The 22,150-nt window shown below is 44.4% G+C and carries 21 protein-coding genes and 2 pseudogenes; 14 read left to right on the top strand and 9 right to left on the bottom strand.

From position 1 onward, the window contains the following. Positions 1 to 1,267, top strand: a 1,267-nt coding sequence (locus AB4Z50_RS14085) for an S-layer homology domain-containing protein (protein ID WP_441879754.1), incomplete at its 5' end; no start/stop codon positions are given. A 3-nt stretch (positions 1,268 to 1,270) separates the two neighbouring features. Then, positions 1,271 to 1,408: a hypothetical protein gene (locus AB4Z50_RS14080; RefSeq protein WP_441879751.1), complete on the top strand. Its 138-nt coding sequence runs from the start codon at positions 1,271 to 1,273 to the stop codon at positions 1,406 to 1,408. Positions 1,409 to 1,647: 239 nt separating this feature from the next. Here the strand turns inward: AB4Z50_RS14080 and AB4Z50_RS14075 are convergent, their stop codons facing one another. The 4 genes and pseudogenes from AB4Z50_RS14075 to AB4Z50_RS14060 all read right to left on the bottom strand — a co-directional run. Then, entirely contained in the window at positions 1,648 to 3,063 is a 1,416-nt protein-coding gene (locus AB4Z50_RS14075; protein WP_441879748.1) for a sensor histidine kinase, read from the bottom strand. Next, on the bottom strand, positions 3,060 to 3,341 hold the full coding sequence (locus tag AB4Z50_RS14070; RefSeq protein ID WP_441879786.1) for a winged helix-turn-helix domain-containing protein: 282 nt from the start codon (positions 3,339 to 3,341) through the stop codon (positions 3,060 to 3,062). Before AB4Z50_RS14070 ends, AB4Z50_RS14075 begins: the two co-directional genes overlap by 4 nt. A gap of 41 nt (positions 3,342 to 3,382) precedes the next feature. Further along, positions 3,383 to 3,488, bottom strand: a pseudogene (locus tag AB4Z50_RS14065) (DNA-binding response regulator); the annotation flags it as partial. Then, positions 3,465 to 3,692, bottom strand: a pseudogene (locus AB4Z50_RS14060) (response regulator); the annotation flags it as partial. The pseudogenes AB4Z50_RS14060 and AB4Z50_RS14065, both read right to left, overlap by 24 nt. 225 nt (positions 3,693 to 3,917) lie before the next feature. Between AB4Z50_RS14060 and AB4Z50_RS14055 the strand changes: the two are divergent. The 5 genes from AB4Z50_RS14055 (at position 3,918) to AB4Z50_RS14035 (ending at position 7,972) form a co-directional block, all read left to right on the top strand. Next, complete coding sequence (locus AB4Z50_RS14055; protein ID WP_441879745.1) at positions 3,918 to 4,289, top strand: S-layer homology domain-containing protein; 372 nt, start codon at positions 3,918 to 3,920, stop codon at positions 4,287 to 4,289. Positions 4,290 to 4,297: 8 nt separating this feature from the next. Then, positions 4,298 to 4,441 (top strand): hypothetical protein, encoded by a 144-nt coding sequence (locus AB4Z50_RS14050; RefSeq protein ID WP_441879742.1) that lies wholly within the window; start codon positions 4,298 to 4,300, stop codon positions 4,439 to 4,441. Between the two features lie 2 nt (positions 4,442 to 4,443). Further along, entirely contained in the window at positions 4,444 to 4,863 is a 420-nt protein-coding gene (locus AB4Z50_RS14045) for a hypothetical protein (RefSeq protein WP_441879739.1), read from the top strand. Positions 4,864 to 5,140: 277 nt separating this feature from the next. Continuing rightward, positions 5,141 to 7,246, top strand: a complete 2,106-nt coding sequence (locus AB4Z50_RS14040) for an ATP-binding protein (RefSeq protein WP_441879736.1) — start codon at positions 5,141 to 5,143, stop codon at positions 7,244 to 7,246. Between the two features lie 21 nt (positions 7,247 to 7,267). After that, positions 7,268 to 7,972, top strand: coding sequence for a response regulator transcription factor (locus AB4Z50_RS14035; protein ID WP_441879733.1), 705 nt, complete (start codon positions 7,268 to 7,270; stop codon positions 7,970 to 7,972). A 285-nt stretch (positions 7,973 to 8,257) separates the two neighbouring features. Here the strand turns inward: AB4Z50_RS14035 and AB4Z50_RS14030 are convergent, their stop codons facing one another. The 3 genes from AB4Z50_RS14030 to AB4Z50_RS14020 all read right to left on the bottom strand — a co-directional run bounded on the left by AB4Z50_RS14030 (position 8,258) and on the right by AB4Z50_RS14020 (position 11,869). After that, positions 8,258 to 10,627, bottom strand: a complete 2,370-nt coding sequence (locus AB4Z50_RS14030) for a flagellin N-terminal helical domain-containing protein (RefSeq protein ID WP_441879730.1) — start codon at positions 10,625 to 10,627, stop codon at positions 8,258 to 8,260. 157 nt (positions 10,628 to 10,784) lie between these two features. Continuing rightward, positions 10,785 to 10,985, bottom strand: coding sequence for a carbon storage regulator (locus tag AB4Z50_RS14025; RefSeq protein ID WP_076269472.1), 201 nt, complete (start codon positions 10,983 to 10,985; stop codon positions 10,785 to 10,787). A 653-nt stretch (positions 10,986 to 11,638) separates the two neighbouring features. Further along, positions 11,639 to 11,869, bottom strand: coding sequence for a carbon storage regulator (locus AB4Z50_RS14020; protein WP_441879726.1), 231 nt, complete (start codon positions 11,867 to 11,869; stop codon positions 11,639 to 11,641). 669 nt (positions 11,870 to 12,538) lie between these two features. Here AB4Z50_RS14020 and AB4Z50_RS14015 point away from each other — a divergent pair. Further along, the gene (locus tag AB4Z50_RS14015) at positions 12,539 to 12,904 is read left to right on the top strand and encodes a YkoP family protein (RefSeq protein ID WP_441879723.1); all 366 of its coding nucleotides are present in this window, start codon (positions 12,539 to 12,541) and stop codon (positions 12,902 to 12,904) included. 44 nt (positions 12,905 to 12,948) lie between these two features. Next, positions 12,949 to 13,323, top strand: coding sequence for a polysaccharide deacetylase family protein (locus AB4Z50_RS14010; protein ID WP_441879720.1), 375 nt, complete (start codon positions 12,949 to 12,951; stop codon positions 13,321 to 13,323). Positions 13,324 to 13,396: 73 nt separating this feature from the next. Here AB4Z50_RS14010 and AB4Z50_RS14005 read toward each other — a convergent pair whose 3' ends face one another. Further along, on the bottom strand, positions 13,397 to 14,200 hold the full coding sequence (locus AB4Z50_RS14005; protein WP_441879717.1) for a helix-turn-helix domain-containing protein: 804 nt from the start codon (positions 14,198 to 14,200) through the stop codon (positions 13,397 to 13,399). Between the two features lie 558 nt (positions 14,201 to 14,758). Here AB4Z50_RS14005 and AB4Z50_RS14000 point away from each other — a divergent pair. The 5 genes from AB4Z50_RS14000 (at position 14,759) to AB4Z50_RS13980 (ending at position 20,914) form a co-directional block, all read left to right on the top strand. Next, on the top strand, positions 14,759 to 16,216 hold the full coding sequence (locus AB4Z50_RS14000) for a sulfatase family protein (RefSeq protein ID WP_441879714.1): 1,458 nt from the start codon (positions 14,759 to 14,761) through the stop codon (positions 16,214 to 16,216). A gap of 155 nt (positions 16,217 to 16,371) precedes the next feature. Further along, positions 16,372 to 17,346: a formylglycine-generating enzyme family protein gene (locus AB4Z50_RS13995; RefSeq protein ID WP_441879783.1), complete on the top strand. Its 975-nt coding sequence runs from the start codon at positions 16,372 to 16,374 to the stop codon at positions 17,344 to 17,346. Between the two features lie 72 nt (positions 17,347 to 17,418). Further along, on the top strand, positions 17,419 to 17,676 hold the full coding sequence (locus tag AB4Z50_RS13990) for a hypothetical protein (RefSeq protein WP_441879711.1): 258 nt from the start codon (positions 17,419 to 17,421) through the stop codon (positions 17,674 to 17,676). Between the two features lie 1,326 nt (positions 17,677 to 19,002). Continuing rightward, entirely contained in the window at positions 19,003 to 19,872 is an 870-nt protein-coding gene (locus tag AB4Z50_RS13985; RefSeq protein ID WP_339208096.1) for a YitT family protein, read from the top strand. Positions 19,873 to 20,173: 301 nt separating this feature from the next. Continuing rightward, positions 20,174 to 20,914, top strand: a complete 741-nt coding sequence (locus AB4Z50_RS13980; RefSeq protein WP_441879708.1) for an S-layer homology domain-containing protein — start codon at positions 20,174 to 20,176, stop codon at positions 20,912 to 20,914. 295 nt (positions 20,915 to 21,209) lie between these two features. Here the strand turns inward: AB4Z50_RS13980 and AB4Z50_RS13975 are convergent, their stop codons facing one another. Beyond that, a complete protein-coding gene (locus AB4Z50_RS13975) occupies positions 21,210 to 22,106 on the bottom strand; it encodes an AraC family transcriptional regulator (RefSeq protein WP_441879706.1) in 897 nt (298 codons plus the stop codon). Positions 22,107 to 22,150 lie beyond the last annotated feature (44 nt).

The raw sequence follows: 22,150 nt of genomic DNA, 5'->3' as shown, positions 1-22,150 counted from the left end.
GAAGTGGACGAAGAACCCGACGTACAAGGTCACGTATAACGGCAACGGCTATACAAGCGGCAACGTACCGACAGATATCGGTGAATATGAAGAAAACGCAAGCGTAACGGTACGAGGCAACACCGGCGATTTAGTGAAGAGCGGTTACACGTTTGCAGGCTGGAACACGCTAGCGGATGGAACTGGCACAGATTACGCTGCCACATTCACAATGGGTATAACGAACGTGACGCTATATGCGAAGTGGAGCGTCAGTGGAAGTGGAAGCAGCGGAAGTAGCGGTTCTGGGGTTCCAAGCAATAGCAATCTGAATGGTAGGTTAACACTGCCTGCAGGAGCAAGTGGAGAGTTGAGCTTTGAAAATGCTGTGAAGATATTTATCCCGTCGGGAGCTACAGACAAGGAAGTAAGAATAGCAATTGAAGGCATATTGGAAACCGAAAACCTTCTAACGAATGAACAGCACCCAGTTAGCAAAGTCTTCGGGATTTCAAAGGATATCCCGGAGAACTTCAAAAAAATGGTGACGATATCCTTTGCATTTGAGATGTCGAAATTGGCGGAGGGTCAGCATCCGGCAGTATTCTATTACGACGAAAAAAAGAAAGAGTGGGTGGAAGTTGCTGGTGGTAAGGTAGCTGGCAACTGGATCTCCGTAGAAGTAAATGAGTTTGCGAAATTTACAGTATTGGCTGTAGAAAAAGCGAATGCCCCGGTGGAACCAAAGGATGAATTTGGTGATATTTCCAATCATTGGGCGGCGACCAACATCAAACAAGCGGTGCTAAACGGATTCGTTAGCGGTTATCCAAACGGTATGTTTAAGCCGGATGCTAATGTGACTCGAGCTGAGTTTGTGGTCATGCTGATGAATGCATTGAAGCTGCAAGTGGAAAGAGCGGAGATGACCTATACCGATACAGCATTAATTGGAGCTTGGGCACAGGAATCGGTGGCGCAAGCGGTGCAAGCAGGTATTATTAGCGGATTTGGGGATGGCAGCTTCCGTCCGAATGAAGAAGTGACAAGATCTGAGATGGTGGTCATGATTGCTAGGGCGCTCAACTTACGGCTGAAAGAAAATGAAGTAACCGATTTTGAGGATGATCATCAAATTCCGACATGGGCGAAGGGTGCAGTAGCAGCAATTAAGAATTTGGACCTTATCAAAGGCAAAGGTATGAATGAATTTGCCCCAAATGATAAGACAACCAGAGCTGAAGCTGTGACACTTCTTTTGAGAATGCTGGAACAGAAGAGCAAGTGAAGTATGAATCATCGTTTAGGTCAGTCGCTTGCATCTAATCCTGCAACAGGATTTGCTGACAATAATGATATTCCAGCGTGGGCGATAAGTAGCGTGGCTTACGTACAGCAAGCGGACATCGTACATGGCAAAAGGGGATAACAAATTCGCGCCTCAAGATCATGCTACAAGAGCAGAGGCTGTAACGGTTCTATTGAAGATGTTGGAGCAAATGAGCAAGTAGAGCCATAATAAATGGAGGGTTACTCTGAAGGCGGTTGGAATAAACTGCCTAGGAGTAACCCTCGTTTTGTTCTAATGTAGATATAATTACATTCAGCAGCGTATGAATTCATGCTAGCTGTTATGGCATATTGGTTGGACGCAGGAAAAGGTCAGCGTTATTGATCACGCTGACTCTTTGGCAGTTGAATCTCAAATACTGTTTTTTCAAAGGGGGCACTCGTCAAGGAAATTGACCCGTCATGGAGAGAGGTGATTTCCTTAACAATCGAAAGTCCAATGCCGAGTCCTTCGCCTTTTCTACTGCCATCGATACGGTAGAAACGTTCAAAAACATGCTCTTGATCCTGTAAAGAAATGCCGCGTCCTTTGTCGATAACCATTATGAGTATGGTATCAACCTTTTCCAAAAGTCCGATTTCAAGATAATGACCTTCTGATCCGTAGCGAATCGCGTTGTCCAATAGGTTTCGCAGTGCACGTTCGATTAGAGAGGCATCAATCCAGGATTGGATATCCTCATCAGGGATATTTACTTCAACAGTGAAGTTCTGTCCCTCAAGAAACATCAGGTAGTCGGCAGCAATTTTTCGCATCATTTCAGATACATTATGCACTTCAACATGAAGCTCTAAATTCCCCTCATCGTGGCGAGTAATATCTAACAATTGATCTAAAAGCTTATCAATGTAACGAGAACGCTGTAGCAAAACTTTGGCACTCGCTTGTAGCTCCGTCTCATCCTTATACAATCCAGCACGAATCGTTTCTGCGTAGCCTAAAATCATCGTTAGAGGGGTGCGTAGATCATGGGAGAGATTAGACAGTAACAGATTTCGTCTGGTGTCAAATTGTTTGATTTGTTCGCCTTGATTTTGAATACGGTGAGCCATGGCATTATAATGCGCAGTGAGCAGGCTAATTTCATCCTTTTTCGTGTCCTCTAGTACAGTAATTTCACTTTGGAGGTTAAGCTGTCCTATAGCCTGATTAAGCTTACTGATTCGTTTATTCATGGAAGAGAAAAACCCTAGAGATAGCAGATAGGGAATTAATAAAGCAACAATTAAAGGTAGCATAAAAGTAGACATGGCTTTAAAAGTTCGCATGAAGAAGTAAATTTGCCCATTTTTCATGTCGTCGCTGGATAAGCTCATCAATAAATAATAGGGTTGATCCTCTTGGCTAATGGAGTAAGTAAGCGTAATCGGTTTATCGACCCCCCATAGGTTCTGAGGCATATTGAGCATTCGATTTGCAAACTGCCCGAAATCATAGGTTTTCTTTTCTCCGAAGGTATCATAAATCGTCGATCCATCTGCTGAAATCCATTCATAACGAATATTAGGGTGGTTGCTATGAGCATTATCCAGTATTGGCGTTATGTCTTGGATCTGAAAAGCGGGACGCGTCGCAATCGGATCAAGGACTTCTTGTGAGATGGCGTTCAGGCTGTTCAGATCATAACCCTTATCTCCTATTTTGCCCATAATGAGGCTAAGAGAAGCAAATACAAGAATACTAATAATTGCACTGATGAGCATAAGTAACCAAAGCTTTGTTCGACTTTTCATTGTCCATCTCCTGAGAATCGATAACCGATTCCACGTATGCTATGAATGTAATGAGAGGAGCTCCCCGTGGGTTCAAGAATGCTTCGCAGTTTGCTTATAAAAACACTTAAATTGTTTGCATCAAAGTTTTCATGATTCCACACCTGCTTGTAAATCTCCCTTTTGGTTAAAATGCGGTCTGGATTTTGCATGAACATTTCTAGAAGTCGGCATTCTACCGGGGTTACAGGAAATGACCTCCCATCATTTTGCAAAATATAATTGTCTATATCTAGCACTAATTTATTTAAACGTAGAAGCTTAGCAGCATAAGAAGAAGGGCGATGTCTTCTTAACTGTGCTTGCACGCGAGCAACCAATTCCACTGGGCTAAAAGGCTTAGTGACGTAATCATCTGCACCTAATCCGAGCGTCAGGATTTTGTCTTGCACTTCTCTTCTTGCACTCAGGGCAATAACTAACGATCCAGAATTTTCTTCTTGTAAATAGTGCAGCACCTCAAACCCGTTGCCATCATCCATCATGAGATCCAGAATCAATAATTCTATAGGATGTTCCTGTAAGTATTGAATAGCTTGACGTCCTGAGCTAGCTTCAATGACTTGTAGTTCTGCTTGTTCTAAATGCATGCGAATTAACTGACGAATCTCTAGTTCATCATCTACAATTAAGATCTGATTGATGGTGTATCCTTCCTCCTTCTCTAGCGACATGAAATCAATTTTGATCACGATCAAATCATAACAATAATAAGTAGAGAAATACATATTTAATAACATTCATTAAGAATTCATTAAGAAAAGTCCACCTGTATTATGATAGGTTAATATTCATCTAAAATGAGGGGGGTGGTTATGTTTAATCGCGTTAATCGCTTGGTGTTAAGTTCCATGGTATTGGTCTTATGTTTATCTGTAACAACGGTACTAGCAGCAGAAACAGATATGATAGTTGTACGGTCGTCAGCGGATTTTAGCGATCTAAATGATTTAGACGCGGCTACGAAGGCGAAGTTCGATGCGATGATTTCAGCAGGTATCTTCCAAGGAGTCTCCGATAACACTTTCGGACTGAATGACGAAATGAATCGGGCCCAATTTGCAAAGGTAGCTGCGCTTATTTTTGACCTGAAAGTTGACACTACTCCAAGGAAATCGTCGTTCAGTGACGTAAAAGTGGACAATCCTACGCTGCCTTATATTGAGGCGATCCTGCGGCGGGAATAACGAGTGGTATGGGTAATGGAGAGTTCAACCCAGAGGGCTTAGTGAATAAGGAGCAATTGGCCACATTCCTAGTTCGAGGATTAGGTATGGAGGAGAAAGTTGAATTGTCTCCAATTGGGCTGCTGGATATGTCCAGAAGGCGCTCGATCTAGGCTTGCTAGAGAACGCTCCGGACGGTACATTCGGCGGTAAGGAGGAGGCGAGTCGCGGGCTGCTTGCTACTGGAGGCTTCGAAACAGCTAGAACATTCGAAGAGACCAAACATCTTGAAGTGTCTGGAGCAGGCTTCGCGGCGGGGAATATGTTGAATCTGACGCTGATAGTGGGGATCGACGTAGACTCCATTGACCTGTCCAAGATTACGATCAACGGCATAGCGCTGAATCCGAAGTTGGACAGCTACGTTCTGTCTGAGGACAAGAAAACGATCATTATCAAGCTGCATGATGGCTTCCAGTTAACGTCCAAGACGCCAGCCATTGCCGTGAACGGCCTGAAGACGCAATTCGGTAACGGTGTGAAAAACGATGAAAGTAATAACAAAGCTAAGATTCCATGCAGGGAACGAATATAAAAACATGTTCAAAGGGGCACCCAGGTTACCCGCTATATTCTTCTTGCTTAAAACATGGGTTAGCACGATAATTAACCGTCCGGGGGTGGACGGTTTTTCTTACGTTCAAAAAAGGACCTCATCGTGATGTTTGTGTTCAACGCCTCGTAGATATTTGCAGGGTACATTTACCTATAATGATGATATGATTTAGATAATCGACTTACTTATTGCGCTCTTGGAGATTGGGGTTGGGTTCATAATGAGGGGTATTCTCCGATTCGGTTCTCGTTCTATCTTGCTTTATATAATTGCTGCCCTTGTTATTGGTTCGGTTGTAAGCTATGCCGTCGTCCCTGCACCGGACTCCCCTAAGTTCCAAAGTGAAAAAGGCATTCTGGATATAACGCAGGCCCATGTCAGTGAGAATCCGGTAAAGTTAAAAGGGGACTGGGCGTTCTATTGGCAAGAGCTGCTGTCGCCTGAGGACATACAGAATCGCTTAGCAAGGGACGGAAATCATGATCGCTGGATCAGCATCCCGGGGTCATGGTTAGGCTATCAATTAGATGGTCAGCAGCTGAACGGTACAGGCTTTGCAACCTTTCGGGTGGTCATAAAGCTTAGCGAGCAGGATAGGAATGAGCGGCTTGCTCTGCGGATGCCTACCATTTTTCATGCGTATAAATTATGGGTTAATGGCGAGCTGTTGGCAGAGGTTGGTGTAGTTGGTCAGGACAAGAGCAGCGTGACACCGCATCTGGCAACGAAGCTGGTGTTCTTTCAGCCCGAAAATGACAGGGTAGAGCTGGTTATGCAAGTAGCCAACTTCCATCATAAGCGAGGCGGCATCACCAAGTATATAGAGCTCGGCGGCAGTGATGTGTTAACGGTTAGGACAAATCTGAGAATCGCCGCAGAAATGTTCACCACCGCAGGCCTGCTTGTGATTGGCGTATATCATCTGCTGTTATTCGGACTGCGACGCAAAGACAGGGCTCCATTGTATTTTGGTCTGTTCACCACGTTGTCCGGTATCCGATCCTTGCTGGTCGGCGAGCTCTTACTCACACAATTGTGGCCATCTTTTCCATGGGGATTGCAGTTCAAGATCGAATACCTGATTCTTTGCAGCATTGGTTATATCATGACGATGTACTTTGATAGCATTTTTCCGAATTATGTGTCGCGTTGGTTTCATCTTGTCACGCGGATCGTTACCGGCGCATTCTGTATCGTTGTTGTGGTGACCCCTGCACTTATATATACCAAAATGTTACTGATGATCGGTGTGATGGTTTTTCTGCATATGGTTTATCTGATGGTTGGGCTAGTCAAAGCGGCTATGCGGCGTATGGAGGGAGCGCTAATCTTCCTGCTCGTGTCGGTGGTTGGTTTAGTTACTGTCGTCAACGATTTTTTATATTACAACGAATGGTCGCTGATCGGAAATACATCTCCGCTTGGTTTGTTGGTGTTTACGATCGCACAGATGATTCTGCTTTCTTCGAGATTTACGAGGGCGGCATCGAACGAGGAGAGGATTGCACGTGAACTGCAGGATGCTAACAACAAGCTGACCGAAATGAATTTTAATTTGGAACGAACCGTGCAGGAACGCACACAGGCCTTATCCGCTGCTCATGATGATCTCCGCACGTCGTATGACCGGTTGCTTCACTCCGAGGAAGGGAGGAAGAAGCTCCTTGCCTATATAACGCACGATCTGCGTATGCCGCTGTCCAGTATGCTTGGTTATGTAGAAGCTGTGCAGGACAGGGTCAAGCCGGAACGTAATGAACAGTACTTGAAGTATATTCGGGATAACACGATAAGGGTTAACCGCATGATCGAGGAGTTGTCCTTCTTGTCGCATTTGGAGACGGGACAAGTCTCGTACCGAATGGAGCAGGTTCATGTGGTTGACTTCTTGCGCCGGTTCTATGAACAATATGAGCTAGTTGTGCGTGACGCAGGGTTGGATTTCACGCTGGATTTCAGAGATATGGAAGATCAACGCCCTGACATGCCTGTTGTCGAAATGGATGTGCAAAGATTAGAGCAGGCATTGTTTAATCTAGTGTCGAACGCGATGAAGTTCACTTCTAACAGTGGGTCGGTGCGTATTGCATTAGCTGTTGAAGAAGAGGATCATATCCGCCGTGCAATCATTAGCGTGCAAGATTCAGGCACAGGTATTCCCCCAGAGCAGCTCGAGCAAATCTTCGATCGTAATTACAGGTATGATCGACCGGGCCTGGAGAAGGGTATAGAGGGCAGCGGGCTCGGGCTGGCGATTTGCAGGGAAATCGTCCAAGCGCATGGAGGGACGATTCGAGCGGAGAGCGACGGCAAGACGGGGGCAATATTCTATGTATCGCTTCCTTGTATTCTTGTATTGTAGAAGAAAGAAGGTGACAGCATGATGGACATGCACAAAATTATGATCGTCGATGATGATCCCAATATATGCGAGATTGTTCAGGTGTATTGCGAGCGTGAGGGCTTCATATGCTCCTACAGCTACAGCGGGGCAGAAGCCATGAAACTGCTTACGTCGTTCGAGCCGGATTTGATTGTACTGGATGTATTGTTGGCTAATGAAAACGGCATTGATTGGTGTAGGAACGCACGTTTCTACACGAATGCGCCGATCGTGTTTCTGAGCAGCCGTGAGGAGGACGAGGTCAAAATCAGCGCATTATCCTATGGCGGCGACGATTATGTGACCAAGCCGTTTAGTCCAGGAGTACTCATGGCCAAGATCAAGGCTCACCTTCGCAGAGTGTCGACTGGCAGAAGGGAACAACTGCTAGAGTTTCCGGGTTTGACGCTGGATTACTACGCACAGTCCGCCATCATGGGTAGTGAAACCATTTTTTTAACGAAAAAAGAGTTCAGTCTACTGTCCTATTTGGCACAAAACGTTAACCGTGTCGTCACTGTCGATATGTTGTTTCAGCTGATCTGGGGAATGGAGAGTCTGGAGGATACGAGAACCGTCGCTGTACACATCAGTAATTTACGTAAAAAAATCGAGGCTGACCCTGTCAATCCTGAGAGAATCATTACGATTCGGGGGGCCGGATATATGCTGGTTGCCAGAAGTGCGTTACAAGCGAGAACATAGTAGCGTTAAGGTTGGTAGTGTGACCACGACTGCCGCTAACACACTACAGCTAGAAGGGATAGAACCAAGCTGCCTTAAGTGTAGTGAGCTGAACCGTATCATAAATAGAGCGAAATCCGTGGCAGACGTTCTGGAGAGGATCCCAGACTTCATGCAAAACAACCTCCAATTCCACCTATGATAAAGTGGAGATGGAGGTTGTTTTTACACGTAAAATTAGTAATAAGTGGAAACCAAAAAGTTATAAATGGGCCTTTGGGAAAACCCCTTCGGAATTTCAGGGAATTAACGGAGCAATTGCAGTACGCCTTGCGGCTGTTGGTTCGCTTGAGCCAACATAGATTGTGCTGCTTGAGTAAGAATGTTGTTCTTAGTGAACTCCATCATTTCCTTCGCCATATCCACGTCGCGGATACGCGACTCAGCGGCAGTAAGGTTTTCAGAAGCAGCTCCAAGGTTGTTAATGGTGTGATCCAAACGATTTTGGTATGCACCTAATTTGGAACGTTCGGCGGATACAGCATTAATGGAATTATCTAGTACTGCAATTGCTCCAGAAGCCTTAGTAGCATCCGAAACATCAAGGGAGTACTCAACATTAACGTTATTAGTGCCATTATTGGTTTGTTTCGTAGTTGTCCAAGCAGCACCCGTAATCACATTTCCATTTTTATCTTTAATTACTGCAGATGTATCAGAAGAAGTTAACCCGAGAGCACTTGCACGCATGTCTGTAACATTCATGGACAAGGACTGACCTTGGTTTGCTCCGACTTGCATCGACAAGGATTTGTCCTCAACACCACCTTCAACTGTAAAAGCGGCTTGACCATTCGTTTTTGCGCCAATATTTACTTTGAGGCCATTTCCAAAATCGATCGTGGAGTTGGCTGCAATATCAGATTTCTTAGTTGTATCACCAGTTGTTGTGTTTGTCAGCGTAGCGGTTTTTGTTGTTGCGGCAGTAACGCTAAATCCATGTGTAGTAGGGCCAGTAAGTGTACCGATAGTAAGATCTACGCCATTACCCAGGTTATAAGTGCCGCCATCCTCAAACGTTAAAGTTTGCGTGCCAACCACAACGCCGCCATTGGCATCGTGGACTGTTGCAGTATAAGCATTTGCGGTACCAACGGTAAGGTCAAAAGTGTTAGAAGCGCTATACGTTGTACTATCAGCACGTGTATCAATGCTTACTCCGTTTGCGAAGGTAACTGTGCTGCCGGCAGTAAAGGTTACGTCAGGTCCGCCGTCAAATGATGCTGCAAGCTCATTAGTGACAGTAAAGCTATCAGTTCCATTGATAATTGTGTTACCAACGCCGTGGGCAATCGTGAAATCTCCAATTGTTACACTACCTGCAGCAGCACCTGCAGCAATAGATGTAGTACCTACAGTGCTGCCGCCTTGACTTAATGTAACCATGCTGCTTACATCAAATGTTTGGTGATTTCCGGCTGCGTTAGCTCCAGTTAATGTGGTGTTAACCCCAGTAGCGGTTTTAAAGCTCACACCAAAGTCATTAGATGTTCCCAATGCCTTGAATTGATAATTTTGTACGTTGTTATCAAGAATAACTTTGTCTGTTAAAGCTGTAGTGCCGTCGGTATCCATTAATTGAACACTAAAAATACCGTTGCCTTCATCTGCATAAGCAAGTTGATATCCTACTCCATTGCTCAGTGCCGAAGAATTATCTAAACTCAAAGTAAGGGCACCAGCCGCACCTGCGGCAACAGTACCATTGTTTACCGCACCTAAAACGCCTACAGTTTTTATATCAAAGCTTCCAGACACTGGATTGTTACCTGTAACCGTAATACCATCGGCCGTAAGGCCTGTATTGGCACCGGTGAATGCGCCGGTTGCAACAGAATCTGTTCTTGTAATTGTTACTTCATGTGCACCGTTAGCCAAAGTAGAAGTAGGAGCAATCGAAACGCCTGTTACAGAGCCTACCGGAGTATCAAGCGATGCATTTTTCGTTTGCGTTTGGCCAATACGAATTTCATAATCGCCGCTGTTAAGACTTGAGTTTGCCCCAACGCTAACGTTTTTAATTGCATTATCAGCAGTATGGGTTGCGGATTTCGTTACAGTGTCTGTAACATCAACTGTATAATTTCCTGTCTTCAGAGAACTGTTCTTATCTAAGTCCGGATTCGAAATAGTCGTCGTTCCCGCATTGAAAGGATTAGTTGTTTTATCAATCGTTACAACACCGGATTTTTCCGAAATGTCCCCATTTAACAGTTTTTTCTTGTTGAACTCGGTCGTATTACCAATACGGTTAATTTCAGCTGATAATTGGTTGATTTCCTTCTGAATTTCGCCGCGGTCATCAGCAGTGTTCGTATCGTTGGCAGCTTGCGTTGCGAGTTCTTTCATACGTTGAAGGATGCTATGTGTTTCGGTCAAAGCACCTTCTGCCGTCTGAATCAGGGATATCGAATCTTGCGCGTTGCGCTGTGCTTGATCCAATCCGCGGATTTGTGCTCGCATTTTTTCGGAAATCGCAAGACCTGCAGCGTCGTCGCCCGCACGGTTGATACGAAGACCGGAAGACAATTTCTCTAAAGATTTCCCTGTTGCTCCTGTGTTACCTGCTAATTGCCGATGGGTGTTCTGTGCTGCAATGTTGTGGTTAATTCTCATTTCTCATTACCTCCATGTGGTGTGTTTTAGGTGCCTATCCGTTGGCATCCTTTGAAGCGCATACCCTCTACTCACAAGTCGTTGATGGATTGCGCGCTAATCCAAAACAAGGATTTGTAAGTCAAACTGTTATCTTCCTTGACTTCACCACTCGTCCTTAAGTGGCAGGAGCTTCGACCTTTTTTGCCGTTTCTAAGGCTATATTGTTTTCTTCCCATAACTCTCCACGAACAATAGAAATATGCTTTGGTGCTTCAATCGCCAAACGTAAATGGCCTTCATCGCTCTTAATGACCTTTACCATAATGTTGTTGTCGATCAGCACATATTCTCCGGGTCTTCTCCCTAACACGAGCATTAGCTCATCCCCTTATCCCGCTCAGTAAATTGACATAAAAAAATGAGCAAACAAACCACTGTCCTTCTTCCTCCTGAAGAATGACGGCGACTCATTTGCTCATCCTAAGTCTCGTAATTATTTAATAAGTATTCAATTGTAAAAAACTACATTTAAACAGCAAAAAGACGAATAAATAGGCATCTGTTTCAAATGTTCCTCCTTGAAACTACATGCGTATTTACTCGTCCATGAGTAATCGAATATGAGATTAATTTATATATCGACAATGTATTTGAAATGTTTAGTCTTTTTGAAAAAAAAATTTAAAAGTTATTATCCTAAATTACGAAAGCCTATGGTTTCAGTCGTTTGGGAAAAATGGGATTGGGCATCTCATCCAGTTATGGAAGCGATATATGCGATTCAATCCAGAGTGGATGAAATAAGCCGTTACCTCGCTCCCAAATGTCGCTGAACGGTATAGGGTTGTTGGATCGGCTCACAGCAATGCAGCTTAAATCGTTCAAACAGATTGTAGGCAAGCAGCTTTAAGAACAGGTCGATTTCATTGGCGGGCTTTGCCCAGACGAAGCAAGTCCTTGTTTAAATATCTAAGGAAAGCTGCAAGTAAATAGAAGGGTCACTAGTGTTGCATAAATCTTCAGAATCATTTAGTTAGAAAATTCTGAAAGTAATTCTCCGCGAACGATAGAGATATCTTTTGGCGCTTCAATAGCCAAGCGTAAGTGCCCCTCTTCACTTTTAATTACCTTTATGATAATTTTTTCGTTGATTACTATGTATTGTCCGGGTTTTCTTCCAAGAACCAGCATCAGACTCACTCCTTTACAGTGAAGGACCTTTATATGATTTGAACTTATTTTACGAGAATTATCATTCATTCAATTCAATTGAAGTTTCCAAATTGCCTCCTGCAGCATTAACTTTCTACCATCCCCATAACCCTTAATGAGAGTCTGACTTTGTATTCTCGCTTGCTGTATAGGCAGCAGGGAGGGGGAAGCTCAGTAGCAACGCTAAAAACAAGCTGACCATTCGCCTTTTCATAAAGTTTTTCCTCCATGTATATTATCATGATAGATTAGCCCATTAATGAAACTCAAAGAAAACTTTAAGTTCGTGCTAGAGATAAAGCATACCAAAGAAAAAGATTACAAAGATAATTGGCTGTAAGAACGTAGATTCGATACGATATTAAGCGATTGTAACAGATGTCGCGGCAAAGCGGTCGCTTCCCGCATACGGGACATGTGGAGTGTTTAATATTGAAGGTGCTAACAATGGTTGAGATGTAACAGTATCGCTCGTGCACGTTATGACATGCTGGATTGGTACTTGGCTAATTTAGTCTTGGATGTTTTGATTTCACGCGGAGGGAATTGTGTATAGTTTATGGAGCGGTGTCCTCCCTTATTATTAACTTTTATATTGGCTTAAGAAATTCGTAAGGTATGAATAAGAGAAAAGAGAGACAGCATAGCTTTCATGATGGATACTATATAAATGCAGGAGATTATGTGGGGAAACTGCATTTGGATAATTAGAAGCTGTTGGAGCTGTCGCTCACAAAAGGTGCGGATCGTACAGCATTAATGACAGCACGGATGCTGCGTAAATCGCTTGAACAAATCAGTTATGCGATGGAACATAATCCTGAATTTAGGAAAGTGAAAGCTTTAACTGGCATCACGCTCCTTCACAGAGGGATCATTCACGGATTAGGTTTTAAACAACATCCAATTCAATCAAAGTGTCTTAGAATATGGCTAACATTATATCTGAGATTTCTACTACGAGTGCTACATCCCGTAGGTAGGCAACGTGTGAAGCAGAGCTCTTCAAAGCTGGTTTCAATGATGTTGATGATGTCTAGACAATCGTTGTTACATCATTATCAAAAAGAAGTGCAATCATGACTCAATGGCTACCTGTCCTGTTTTTAATCGGTTCCTTTGTGTAAATGATGATTCCCGTAATATTGTCACGAGTCTTTGGTCTAGGTGTATATAAGAAAGGTATACAAGCACAACAGGCTGAGGTCGCCTTTACTTTCGATGACGGCCCTGATCCACGCTATACATCTGAACTACTAGATTTGCTGAAGCAATATGATGTGTTGGCAACGTTCTTTGTACTTGGTAGTAAAGCTGAACAGTATCCACATTTGACACGAAGAATTCATGATGAGGGGCATCAAGTTGGAATTCACAACTTCATTCATAAATGTAACTTACTTATATTTCCGTGGAAATTAAAGCGTCAGCATATCAATCGCACGGCAGATATTATTGAGGGGATTATCGGGGAGTATCAGGTTTCGCGTCGTCGCGGATAGCGACAATGGATAGTTTCCTTCTTTATAACTGGGCCCGCAGATACCTGCGGGCTGTTTTGCTATGGTACAGAGCTCAGGTGAACAACTGGGCCGCGTCCTGCTGGTTCCCGTAGGTCATGAAGTCTGTAGGTGACATCGAGGTGTATTTTTTGAATACCCGGAAAAAGTAAGAGGTGTCATAGTAGCCTAAATAGTTTGAGATATTGGAGATGGACATGTCGGAGTTCAACAACAGGTTACATGCTTCTATCACGCGCAATTGATGGATGTATTTGATCGGCGATTGTCCGATAACCTCTCGGAATACGGCGATCGTATAGTTCGGTGAACGCTGAATTAATCGTGCCAGATCCTTGATCTCAATCTGTTCGCGGTAGTGTTCTAGCAAATAGTGTTTTATCATATCGGCATATTTCGTTTTGATCGGTATAACCTCGGGCTTCTCTAGTTCTCTTGCGATGATGCCAATCAGCTCTTGCAGGATGCCGTGACAAATGAAGGTTCTAAAGTTCTCCCCCTGCCGCATTTCCTCATATAAACGTTCAAATCTTCTATGCAAGTACTGGAGCCTCCACAGCTTGTAATGTATAAATTTCTTATCGTGAAGAAAAGGAATGAATGGCATAGCATCAACTTCATAGTTGAAGATGATCGTAAACTTTTGGTGTGGGCCGGAAGGGTGATTTTCACCGGCGCGACGCGAGCCATCTGGAATAAACATAAAGTCTCCCCGTTCACCGGTATAATCTTCGTTTTCAATCCTGTAAGTAACTTTGCCCTCCATGACAAGAACAAGCACATTGTAATTGATAACCTCGGAATGCGTACGCCAATTCGGGATGAAATCGTCAAAATGTACAGCTCTAATTGTCAGCATAAGCATCACCCGTTTAATGAAAATGGTTGCTTTTATTATAGCATTGATAATTATCATAATGTAAACGAAAACATGTTGAAATCTTCAAGTTAGTGTTGAAATGTACATCTTCCGGAGATTATGTACATCGACAAAGAAAAGGGGTGACTCTTATACTGAAAATAATGCTTAAAGAAGGCGTTATCATTCTAGGGAAAGGGATAACGACATGAAAGCAAGGAAGTCACCGGGCGAATGAGAGCACGGCAAGCGATACCGTTGCGGGAGATTAGGGCGAATTCTCAAAGCAGGTGATGCTGCGTAAGAGCGACAGCATCAAGACTGTCCGCGAAGAATTTCTCAAGAAATTATGGAGAAATACCCGAATATAAAAATCGAATACACGCAGCTCAGTCCTCAAGGACGAGGTGTTTGCATTATTCGAAGGGATGAAGGATGACGGCAGCTTCCATCCGAAAACGATGGGAATCTTGGAGCAGTCAAGGGCTAATTACTTGCAGGGAGCTGCAGCAGTTGCAGGGACGAACGACTAATAATCGAAGTAAAGGAGATTGAACAATGCGAGTATTGCTGCTTGATCTTGATTCCACCAGACCTGACCATCTTGGTTGTTACGGGTACCATAGGAATACCTCCCCCCATATTGACCGGATCGCCGCCGAAGGAGTCCGTTTCGATAATTATTACACGTCCGATGCGCCGTGCTTCCCCTCTAGAACGGCGCTTATGACAGGGAGATTCGGCATTCATAACGGGGTTGTCGGTCACGGAGGGACAGCTGCGGATGTGCGCCATGAAGGCGAATCCCGCGATTTCCGCAGCAGGCTGGCCAGTGAAAGCTTCCCTTCGCTGTTCCGCAGCGCGGGGATGAAAACCTCACTTGTCAGCCCGTTCGGAGAAAGGCACACCGCCTGGACGTTCTATGCCGGATTCAATGAAATTTACAATACGGGCAAGGGCGGCATGGAGTCGGCCGAGGAGGTGACGCCGGTCGTGCTCGAGTGGCTTGAGCGCAATGCCGAGCAGGATGATTGGATGCTTTACGTAAATTATTGGGACCCGCATACGCCATATCGTGCGCCGGAGGAATTCGGGAACCCGTTCAAGGACGATCCGCTCCCGGAGTGGATTACCGATGATATATTTGCAGCGCACCGAGAAAAGGTGGGACCGCACAGCGCGCACGAGATCAACATGTATAACAACCGTGTCTCGCCCCAATATCCCCGTCATCCCGGGGAGCTTGTGGATCGCAATGATCTCCGCCGTATGATTGACGGGTACGATTGCGGTGTGCGCCATATGGACGATAACATCGGTATGATTCTGAACGCGATGGAGAAGAAAGGCATTCTGGACGATACCGTAATTATTATAACGGCTGATCACGGAGAGAATATGGGCGAGCTTGGCATCTACGGCGAACATGGTACGGCAGACCAAGCGACATGCCGGATCCCGATGATCATCCGCTGGCCGGGCTGCATAGCCGGTCATGTGGATAGAGGCCTTCACTACCATCTGGATTTGCCGCCGACGATGGCGGAGCTGTTGGGACTTCAGCAGGCGCCGAGCTGGGACGGCCGCAGTTATGCCGACTCGATACTGACGGGCGAAGATACGGGACGCGACAGCCTCATTATTTCGCAATGTGCACATGTGTGCCAGCGCAGCGTAAGGTTCGACGAATGGCTCTACATCCGCACCTACCACGATGGCTATCATTTGTTCGACAAAGAGATGTTGTTTCATATCAAGGATGACATTCATGAGCTGCATAACTTGGCTCCCGCCCGCCCTGACATATGCAGAGAGGCTGCATACCGCCTGCTCGACTGGCATGATCAGATGATGATGTCGATGGAGCACGATGTTGACCCGCTCTGGACCGTCATACGAGAAGGCGGGCCCTATCATGCCAAGGGCAATCTCAGCGAATATGCCGAAAGACTTATCGAGTCGGGCAGAGGACGTTACGTGGAGGAATTGAGAAAGAGACATCCACAAGAGAATTAGTAGTGAAAATGTTGAAAAAATTAATGTTTGAAGAAACGCCAGCAGTCCTTTTAAATCAATTTTCATGAGAGAGTTGTTCACTTCAGTGAAAAAAATGATTTAAAGGATTTCTGGTGGCTTTCATGTGTGTGGAGGGAGGCGAAGGAGTGGAACAAATGAAATCCTGCTGTGCGGCAAGCAGGCTGCAAGCGAACATTGAGCACAGTGTTATAGCGGTCCCAGCACCGTCACAAACTGCCGTTCCGGAGCCGGATCACATCGACTTGGATTGGGCTATCATACCAGGCGGTTCCTTCGAAATGGGAACAATGACTAGCGAAGGGTTTCCAAGCGATGGGGAAGGTCCGGTTCGGAGTGTGGAACTCGAAGCCTTCAAAATCTCGACTTGCCCCGTGACGAATGCGCAGTTTCGGGCATTCGTGGATGCAACCGGATATCGAACTGAAGCAGAAAGCTATGGATGGTCATATGTCTTCCATTTGCTGGTATCAGACGAAACGAACATCAGGGTTAAAAATGTACCTCGGCAAGTCCCCTGGTGGCTTGTCGTTGATGGAGCAAATTGGAACAACCCGGAAGGGCCGGATTCGAGTATTGAGGGTCGTATGGATCATCCGGTCGTTCATGTCTCTTGGAATGATGCCGCGGCGTTCTGCTCCTGGTTTGGGACAAGACTGCCGACGGAAGCGGAGTGGGAATATGCGGCACGAGGCGGTTTACAGGGCAGGACCTATCCTTGGGGGGACCTGCTCAAGCCGGACGGTAGGCATATGTGCAATATATGGCAGGGAAAGTTCCCAATTAAAAATAATGCAAGCGATGGTTATATCGGTACTGCTCCTGCTCAGTCGTTTGATCCGAACGGTTACGGACTGTATAATATGGCAGGAAATGTATGGGAATGGTGTGCGGATTGGTTCAGTCCTGCCTATCACCGTCAAACGTCTTCAGTGAATCCACGATACACACATGATACAGGCAAAAGGTCGATGAGAGGCGGCTCGTATCTGTGCCATCGCTCCTACTGCAACCGCTACAGGGTAGCGGCGAGAAGCGGCAATACACAAGACAGCTCAACGGGCAACATTGGCTTCCGCGTGGCCGCGGACCTAGTCCCTAAAGTAACTTAACGGCTATCGAAACGGCATAAATGGAGTATCTTAATACCTTCACGGTAACGGTGAATATTATGCCATGTGATCATGGAGTTTAAAATCACGATTAACCGGAGGATTTTTTGTCGTCGCTCTTGTGCTGAAGCGTTCGGCGCGCAGGCGAGCCTGCTGCGAATTTTCTCCAATAAATTAAATGATCAACTGGAAAATATCATACCTAATTACCAGAGGTTGGCGCTGGAGAATGAGAAGGATATCGATCTAATTCAGGGTTATTTTTTCAACTGTTGGAGCAATGGTCAAGGCATCATAATCGAGATGAAAGAAAGAGCCGCTTGCTACTGAAAAAAGTCAATGGATATATACAGCAAAACTACGACAAGGATATTTCGCTGACGCAAATGGCTGATTTTACGTATCATAGCGTTTCGAGATTTTGTGTGCTATTCAAAAAAATAGCGGAGATTCTTTCATCAACTATTTGAATATTTCCGAATCGAAAAAGCGAAGCTGCTGCTGCTGTATTCGGATCTGAAGGTGTATGAGGTCGCGGACATGTCGGCTTTACCTACTGCCTTTGAACCCTATCACAACAGTGGTAGGTGAGCCTATAACGTTGATCTGATGCATAGCGATTTGATTATTCGCAGTTTTCAATATTAGGGGTAAGTATTGAGTGTCTGCTGTTGTTCTTAGCTAGTTATTTGCATTAGGTTTATTCCATTTAAATTGCAAAAATCCGCTTATTTAAGCGGTTTATTTCTTTATGAAATAAATGGAATAACCCTGCATTAGTTAAGACCATGGGACATCGACTACTTCTAGTTGGCTGTGGAACCGTGCTCTCAATCACGGTTTTTTTACATTCTGCTCTAATTGTCAAGACTCTTTTGTTTTGACAATTGTTTGAATGGAGAAATCATGTTATCCGTTAGTCAATTCCCTATGGGGGCAGAAAATGAACGATATGTTCATTTCTGTCCTTTTTTTGTTTTAAAAATAATGAGAAAGTGGTTTAGATTGGTCGCCAAGGGTTGCGGAGGTATTAGCCAGAATCCATACCCGTAATATGCATAGAGGTCAAGAGATGCTGTGGCTCCCCCATGCTGACGGTCATTATTTATGGTGTTCCTCTATTTGCCTTCCAATCTGTTTCCTTGGTAAATGTCAAATAGCCCACTTATGATTTAAATAATCGGCACGCGCCGACATGGCGGGCATCCTTTCGAATGCGATGGGTCAGCATGGCAACTTAAACAATTTTTTATTTGTTAAAATAGGATGGCAAGTGCGCCGCGCTTGCGTACAAAACACACAACTGTAACCTCGTTAAGGTAAGACGAAGCCGTTCACCCAGAAAAAAATGTAGCTAGCACCTTGTACATCGCATTCAGTTAGAGAGGACGTAGAGATACGTCTTCTTTCCAAACGCATAGAGATGCCGAACTTACAGTCAGTTATTAGTCGCTTTACTTATGACAAATTGGGGGTCAACGTGGAAACAAAGGCAAGATGAATTAGGAGCGGTCTTGTTGCGGATTGAATAGGGTGGACGAGCCGCTATAGGAATGTAATAATTGACTTTAGGCGAATAGATATTTAAAATTTTAAAGGGAAAAATGTTTACATTTAGTGAAGTTAAAGAAACGAGAATAGGAAATGAGGTTTAAAATGAAGAAAGAGAATAAACAGACAGCAGTATTGGTCGCGGTGCTGCGAGGACTCATCGTTGTCATCGGTGCTTTTATTACGGCCTATGGCCTTGAGGCAGTATTAATTCCGAACAACGTATCGGACGGCGGCGTGACGGGTCTTAGCATCGTAGGGTCGAATCTATTCGGGTTGCCTTTGGGACTTCTCATTGCGATTCTGAATATACCGTTCGTATATTTAGGGTATAAACAGATTGGAAAAAGCTTCGCGATATATTCCGTGATCGGTATTGCTTCGCTGGCCGTGGGTACCGTCGTTATGCACCATATTACTCCGATCGTAGAAGGCGATACGCTCCTCGTCACCGTTGTCGGAGGCATCATTATCGGTTTGGGGATGGGTCTTGCTCTTCGGAACGGCGGCGCGCTGGATGGCATTGATATGTTGGCGGTATTGCTTTCCCGTAAGCTTCCTTTCGGTACAAGCGATCTTATCTTATTCCTGAACGTATTCGTATTTATCGTCGTCTCGACCGTATTTGGCTTGCAGGGTGCTATATTATCGGGGATTGCTTATTTTATAGCTTCCAAGGTGATACATATCGTAGAAGAAGGCCTCAGCGGAGCTAAAACGTTTAAGATCATTACCAAACATCCTGAAAGCATGATTGACACTATTCGCGATCGCTTGGGTCGCGGCGCAACGTATAGCGTGGTGCAAGGTGGCTATTCAAATGAGCATTTTAAAGAAATTACATGCGTCATTAACCGTCTGGAAGAGCGGAAAATGAAAGAAATTATTCGTGAGATTGACGAAAATGCTTTCATCATGGTGTATGAGGTTGCTGAAGTAAAAGGTGGCAGCTTTAAGAAAAAGGACATCCACTAAAATATTTCAATTCTAATCCCCTTTTGAAGTGACCCTAAAAAGTTAGACAGGTTATTTTATTAGGCGACATTCTGGGAATGAGTTCGGTACTGTACCGGGCTCATTCCTTTTTATTTTGCCTTCACTAGCTCATCTCGAATTCGGCGATAGCCTTAGCGCCCTTTTTAATCTATTGTCCAAAAAAATTTTTTTAGTGTGAAAAATAATAGGCTCTTCGATTGTATTACTAATGTAAGGGCGAGATCAGAAACAACGAATAAAATATTTGAATTTTAACTAAAAACTCTACGAGGTGAAAGAAATGAAAACAAAATTCAAAATGATTACTATGTCCACTATTACCGCATTATCATTAACCTTTGTAGGTCACAGCTACGCAGCTGCTAACCCTTTTTCGGATATAACGAATATCGCGGTAAAGGATAAAATTGTTGCCTTACAAGAACAAGGCTTAGTCCATGGTATTTCGGACGACTTATTTGCCCCGAATGACACCATCACAGCGGCACAAGGAATTCAGCTTATTGTTAATGCTGCGAATCTGAATCTAGATCTAGTAAGATTCCTTGTAGAACCTAAAGCTACGGATTACTTTAAAAACGCAGATAACGATGCTTGGTATGCGAATGCCTTAATTACGGCAAGCGTTAATGGAGTCGTACTGCCAGCCGATCTGAATCTTAACAAGAAATGGACGCGTGAAGAGTTTACTCACCAGCTTATTAGCACGATTGAAACGCATAGCAATCTTCCAATGATTAAGCTTGTTCCTGCCCAGATTAACGATAGCACGGATATAACCGTTGATTATGATGGATCCATCCAGCGCGCGCTAGCTTATAACGTAGTGAAATTAGATGAACAAGGGAACTTCCATCCTAAAGCTGAAATCTCTCGCGCTGAGGCAGCGGAACAAATCTACAATGTACTCGAATACATTAAGGCACATCCTGCACCATCGCCACAACCAGATCTAGAATCAGAAACAAACTCAAAAAGATCACCCTCGTCAACAAGTCCACAAATACCAGGAACAAAATAAGAGCTACAAAATCAGTTTTCTCAAAATAATAAAGCGATCTCCCTAATCATGGGGGATCGCTTATTTTTGAATGTAAGGAGTATTAACTTTTTTTAAAAAGTGAGTGTTCCTCTTTGGAGCTCGCTTCACGGAACGATTCTCCTCTTTGTAAGTAATAACAGAATTGATCAATGAGCAGGTTGACCTCTCCATCTAAAAACAAATAAATCTCGTAATTGTCATGAATATGAAAGTCTTTAGTAGGCGCTATGCTGGATGTTCCATGGCTGGCTAACTGACGGAAGCGAGCACTCAACTAGAAATGATGCTTTCGAAAATCCCCCGGAGTAATTCCGGTTTGCTTTTTAAAGGTTCGATTGAAATGACTAATGTGATTATAACCGACTCGGGCAGCGATCTGAGTAACATTGAGGTCCGTCCCTCTGAGCAGCTCCATAGAGGCTTGAATCCGGATGGTTGACAGGAGCTCAATGTAGGATTTGCCTTTCACCAGCTTGAGCATATAGCTGAAATAAGATGGGGCCATCAAAGCCTTGGCGGCCAGCTCCTCCAAATGAAGATCCTCATTATAATGAGTCTCCATATAAGTGATGGCTTTATAGAAGGCTTCGCGATAAAGCGCTAGCTTTTGCGTTTCGTGCTGACTCTGCGTTTGGGAATAACGTTTGTATTGTCTCCCGATTATTACGAGAAGCTTTAGCAATTCAGCCTTGATTGCCAGCTGATAGCCCTCCTCTTGTTCCTTCCACTCAGTGAGTATATCATTTAGCAAGCTTTCGACCACAGACTGCATGTGTGGAGGAAGTGCCAGCTTAGGCATAAGGTCGTTCTCGGATATAAGTGGTCTTATATAGGCGAAGTCTACAAAAGTTTGCATTTGCGCCAGATCACGAAAGCTCTCATTAATCGCATGGGGCATAAAATCAACCTGAATTATAATGAAATCGATCGCTTCACGGGTGCTAAGGCGATGCTCTTGAAAAGGGGGAATGGAGAAAAGATCTCCCTTTGTTAAGATATATTGCTGACCTGCAGCCCAATGAAGACAGCTGCCGGACAGTATATAACAGAGCTGCAGGTGCTCATGGGCATGTAAGACTTGATTCATATTGGTTGGAGTCCTAATCTCGATCTTGAAAGGGAAATGATCATCGAGCAACTCTTTATAGAGATAGATTGGATAATCCGACATAATGACCTCCGTTGTTTTGTAAGTCTTTATATGGATCCACTTTT

Source organism: Paenibacillus sp. 2TAB26, from assembly GCF_052115145.1.
In the GTDB taxonomy this organism is placed as follows: Bacteria; Bacillota; Bacilli; order Paenibacillales; family Paenibacillaceae; genus Pristimantibacillus.
Note: the sequence above shows the minus strand (reverse complement) of the source record. Positions and strands in the feature narration are given on the sequence as shown.